3 protein-coding genes are annotated in these 4887 nt (G+C 49.9%); 2 read left to right on the forward strand and 1 reads right to left on the reverse strand.

Annotation, left to right across the window (positions count from 1 at the left end; genetic code table 11):
- Positions 1-231 precede the first annotated feature (231 nt).
- Positions 232-366: a hypothetical protein gene (locus ASU35_RS20420; RefSeq protein ID WP_278278031.1), complete on the forward strand. Its 135-nt coding sequence runs from the start codon at positions 232-234 to the stop codon at positions 364-366.
- An 82-nt stretch (positions 367-448) separates the two neighbouring features.
- A complete protein-coding gene (locus tag ASU35_RS01505) occupies positions 449-4417 on the forward strand; it encodes an MBG domain-containing protein (RefSeq protein ID WP_058351357.1) in 3969 nt (1322 codons plus the stop codon).
- Positions 4418-4607: 190 nt separating this feature from the next.
- Here the strand turns inward: ASU35_RS01505 and ASU35_RS19810 are convergent.
- A partial coding sequence (locus ASU35_RS19810) for a hypothetical protein (RefSeq protein ID WP_207644113.1) occupies positions 4608-4887 on the reverse strand: 280 nt, incomplete at its 5' end.

Genomic DNA, 4887 nt, shown 5'->3' on the forward strand with positions numbered 1-4887 from the left:
AGAGCAGAGCAGAGCAGAGCAGAGCAGAGCGTTTAACGACGTTCTTTTTGTGGTACAATTCTTTCTTAATATTAGATCAAGTAAAACTGTCAGGTGTCAGAGAGCATAAACATGTTCTCTGCTTCCTGACAGTTTTTGTTTTGCCAGGAAGCATCGTTCCTGTAAAGCAAAAACTACAGAAAGGGGGGTCATGCAAAAATTCACGAACAAAAAACCGCGCATGGATGAGGAATGCTATGTGCGTCCGGAGACATCCTGCAGAAAGAAAGGAAGAATGTGTGGGACTATCTGGAAGTGCATGTGTATGACCAGTGGAGCATGGAACTTCAGGAATTTATAGAAGCGGCATCAAGGGCGGAGGATTAGTAAAGTTTAAATGCAATATCAGGTAAGCAAATTTTATGGGGCTTGCATCATGGCAGAAGCCCTGAGAATGGAGGTATAAGAAATGAAGAAACTACGAAAGAAACTGACCGCAGTTGTTTTAGCGGCTGTGGTGGCACTCACCGGCATGAACTTCGGCGGCATAGGCGGATTGACCGTGGCAGCAGCGGAAACCATCGGTGCTTTTACGGTCACGGGCGGAGAATACGACACGGACTACACCTACGCAGACGATGTGCTTACAATCAAGTCCAATACGTCGATTACGATAGCAAACACAAATCCGGACGAAGCCACAACCGATAGGATTGAGGTTGAAAAAGACGTTTTTGCAAACATTACCCTTGCAGGGGTGAAAATTGACGTTTCATCTTCAGAAGGCACTGCCGCATTCAAAATTGCGGACCACAGCACGGGAAATGTCACCATCACCCTTGCGGACGGCTCTGAAAACACGCTGAAAAGTGGCAGGAATTGCGCAGGCTTGCAGAAGAACGGCGACACTTCAACAGGAACACTTACCATTCAGGGCGGCACAAACGGCACAGGCAAACTTACCGCAACCGGCGGCATGTATGGAGCAGGAATCGGCGGCAACTATGGAGGCTCCGGTTCAAACATAAAAATAAGCGGCGGCATAGTAACAGCAAGCGGCAACGGGGGAGCAGGAATCGGCAGCGGCCCGCAGGGCTCCGGTTCAGGCATCACTATAAGCGGCGGCACGGTTACCGCAACCGGCTATGGCGGTGCAGGAATCGGCAGCGGCTATGGAGGCTCCGGTTCAGATATCACCATAAGCGGCGGCACGGTTACCGCAACCGGCGAGAATGGCGGCGGCGCAGGGATAGGCGGCGGCCAGGACGGCTCCGGTTCAAACATTGAAATAAGCGGGGGCACGGTTACCGCAACCGGCGAGAATGGCGGCGCAGGGATAGGCGGCGGCCAGGACGGCTTCGGTTCAAACATTGAAATAAGCGGGGGCACGGTTACCGCAACCGGCGAGAATGGCGGCGCAGGGATAGGCGGCGGCCAGGACGGCTTCGGTTCAAACATTGAAATAAGCGGGGGCACGGTTACCGCAACCGGCGAGAATGGCGGCGCAGGGATAGGCGGCGGCCAGGACGGCTTCGGTTCAAACATTGAAATAAGCGGGGGCACGGTTACCGCAACCGGCGAGAATGGCGGCGCAGGGATAGGCGGCGGCCGGAACGGCTCCGGTTTAGATATCACCATAAGCGGCGGTTCGGTAAAGGCGGTTGTAAGTGGAGGAGCAAACACTATCGGCGGCGGCACGGATGGGAACGGTGCAGTTACCCCCACAAGCGACGGCAGAACACCTGTATATCTCCTTGAAATCAAAAATTCAGCCAGTGCTGCTATTACAATCAACGACACACCATATCCTACAAACCACAACGGAGAAGAGAAGATTTACGCATATCTTCCAGAAAAGACCTTGACAGACCCCAACGTTGTTACGGTAGGCACAGAAACAACGAAGTATATTTATGACAATTCACAGTGGTGTATTGTGCCGACAGTGACCGCGCCCACGCCAAACAAACTTGTTTACAAAGGCAAGGAGCAGGCTCTTGTTACAGCGGGAACGACCACCGGCGGTACAATGGTGTACTCACTTAACGAGAAGGGCGAGTATACCGAAGTTATCCCCACAGGCAAGGACGCAGGCAACTACATCGTATGGTATAAGGTTGAAGGCAACGAAGATTATGCGGATACCTTGCCCGCAAGCGTTGAGGTAACTATCGAAAAGGCAGGTTCTGGCGTAGAAACAGCTCCGAAGGCAAAGGAGAATCTGACTTACGATGGAACCGCACAGGCACTTGTTGACGAAGGAAGTAATGTGACAGGTGCTATTTTGCAGTACAGCACCAGCCGGAACGGAGCGTATTCGGAAGCCGTTCCTACGGGAAAAGACGCAAAGGAATACAGTGTATGGTATAAGGTGGTGGGGGATGCAAACCACACGGACACCGAACCGGCTGAGATTAAAGTGACGATTGCACCACTAACAATCACGAATGATAATACGGCAATCAATTTAGGCACACCTCTGACCTATACCGGTGCAGAGCAGACCCAGAGTATTGCAAGTGTAACAGTTGGAACTATGACCCTTGGAGCCGGAGACTATACCGTCAGTGGTAATACCGGAACGAATGCAGGGGATGATTACGAACTGACCGTGACTGGAACAGGCAACTTCACCGGAACAGTAACGAAAAAATTCTCTATCAGCAAGAAATCCGTCACCGGAACGAGTCAGACGCTGTTGGTGAAAACGAATCAGGCGAAGGATATTACTTATGATCTGAGTAAGCTGCTTCCGGCTGGCGTGACCGGAACGACCACCTATAAAGTTGGAGAATTTTTCAAGGAAGATGGTGTGTTGAGTTCTGAACCGACGGATGCAGATATTACGGACGGCAAGCTGACACTGCATGTTGCAGCTGTAGATAGCGCCGACAAGATATCCAGAGTTATAATTTTCTGTCTGAATGATAACTACGATATTTCAGAGACAAGCTTAACGGTTCAGACCACAGACAAGACACCGGTAGCCCTTTCCGGCGTATCCTGTGACAGCCGTACCTACAATGGAAATGCCTATGCATATGCAGGTACATCGGTGTGGAAGACCGAGAACGGTACAGCGGTAACCGGTGAAACTACGGTAACTTATTATAATTATAATGTGGGTGATCCGGATACTCCGGTGGATGCTCCCAAAAATGCAGGCAGCTACCGGGCAGTATTTACCATTACAACTGATGACTACGTGGGAACAGCAAGCTACATCTTTGAGATCACCAAAGCACAGATCACAGTAGCAGCGAAGAATAAGAGCATCTATGTTGGCGATGCAGTTCCGGTTCTGACAACTCCGGCAGTTGGAACCGATTATACTGTCACCGGTTTATGCGGAACCGATGCTTTGGGTGGTATGGCAACTATGTCATATGCACAGAAGCCGGACAACACAAAGACCGGAACCTATGAGATACAGATCAGTGGATTGACTGCTCCGGCAGGAGATAATTACACGCTCGCCTTTGCAAATGGAACATTGACAATCGAAACAAAGCCTTCCGGTGGTGGCTCTATCGGCGGCGACAGTGCAGGTGGCGGCAGCAGCTCCGGCGGTTCATCCGGCGGTGCGACCGATGGAACCGGAGATAAGACAGAGGGTTCCGGCAATATCACAACCATCACGAATAAGGACGGCTCCACCACGACCACAAAGACCGAGACGGACGCCAAGGGAAATACTGTGACCACAACCACCAAGACCGATGCGGACGGAAATGTCACCGGCGTGACCGAGAAATCCGTCATTAATAATATCGAAAAGAATACCACAGCCACCGTCACTGTAAAGACAGACGGAGACGGAAATGTCACTTCTGCTAATGCGAGCGTCACCAGGACCAGCGACAGTTCAAAGGTATCGCTGAGCGGCAAGGTGCTCGGACAGATCACCGAGGCAGCCGGAGCAGACACGAAGGTGCGCGTAACAATGACGGTCAGGGATAGCAAGGGAAATACGAAGTACAAGGTACAGGCGGATGCCGACGAGATCCTTCCGGGCGAGAAGCTGTACATTTACAAGCTGAATACAAAGACCGGAACATACACAATGGTGAATGACAAGGAGTACAAGGTCACAAAGGCGGGAACCGTCACGGTAAATATGAGCCGGAAGGCAACCTATGAACTTGTCACGGCAAAGGAAGCCAAGGCGATCGAAAAAGCGATCCTTGCAACCGTGAAGCCTGCCAAGAGCAGCAAGACCCTTTCCGAAGGAAAGAAAACCACCTTCAAGCTCTCCGACAAACTGGACATGGATAATGTAAAGAGCATCACCTATGCCACATCCAGGAAATCCATCGTAACGGTCACAAAGAAGGGAACGATCACGGCAGTGAAGGCCGGAACCGCTACGATCAAGGCCATTGTCACCTTAAAGAACGGCACAAAAAAGACCGTCAAGATGACGATCAAAGTAAAATAGAGAATTTTATCACACCGGGTGGACGTTTGATGTCCACCCGGCTTCTTTTCGCGGGTGGAAACTTTCGGAAAGACGAGATTATTATAATAAACGTGGTATGGAAGTACACCGGCAGATTCAGGAAAGAAAATTGCAGAAAGCATAAGAATCTAACACACATATTGCAGAGGCTGCAGCGATTACATACAGGTCAGCTGCCGAAATGCTTCTGCTTCTTTATAACAGGATACCATGCCCGGGTGAAATAGTTCCATGTATTGGATTTTAGCGGTAGGATTTGAGAAAAAGACTTTTTGTGATTGTGAAGTTCATTGGGCGGAAGGGTTGCAGAAAATTTTGTTATAAAATAAAATACATAGTTATGAAGAGTGAATTTTTTATCGTAAGGATGAAAAAATAATGGTATAATAGACATGATGTTGGGGTCAAAAGCCCCGCTATAGTACCTTGAAAAGTTCATATATTTTGTA

The sequence above is a fragment of the Acetivibrio ethanolgignens genome, from assembly GCF_001461035.1.
Taxonomy (GTDB): domain Bacteria; phylum Bacillota; class Clostridia; order Lachnospirales; family Lachnospiraceae; genus Velocimicrobium; species Velocimicrobium ethanolgignens.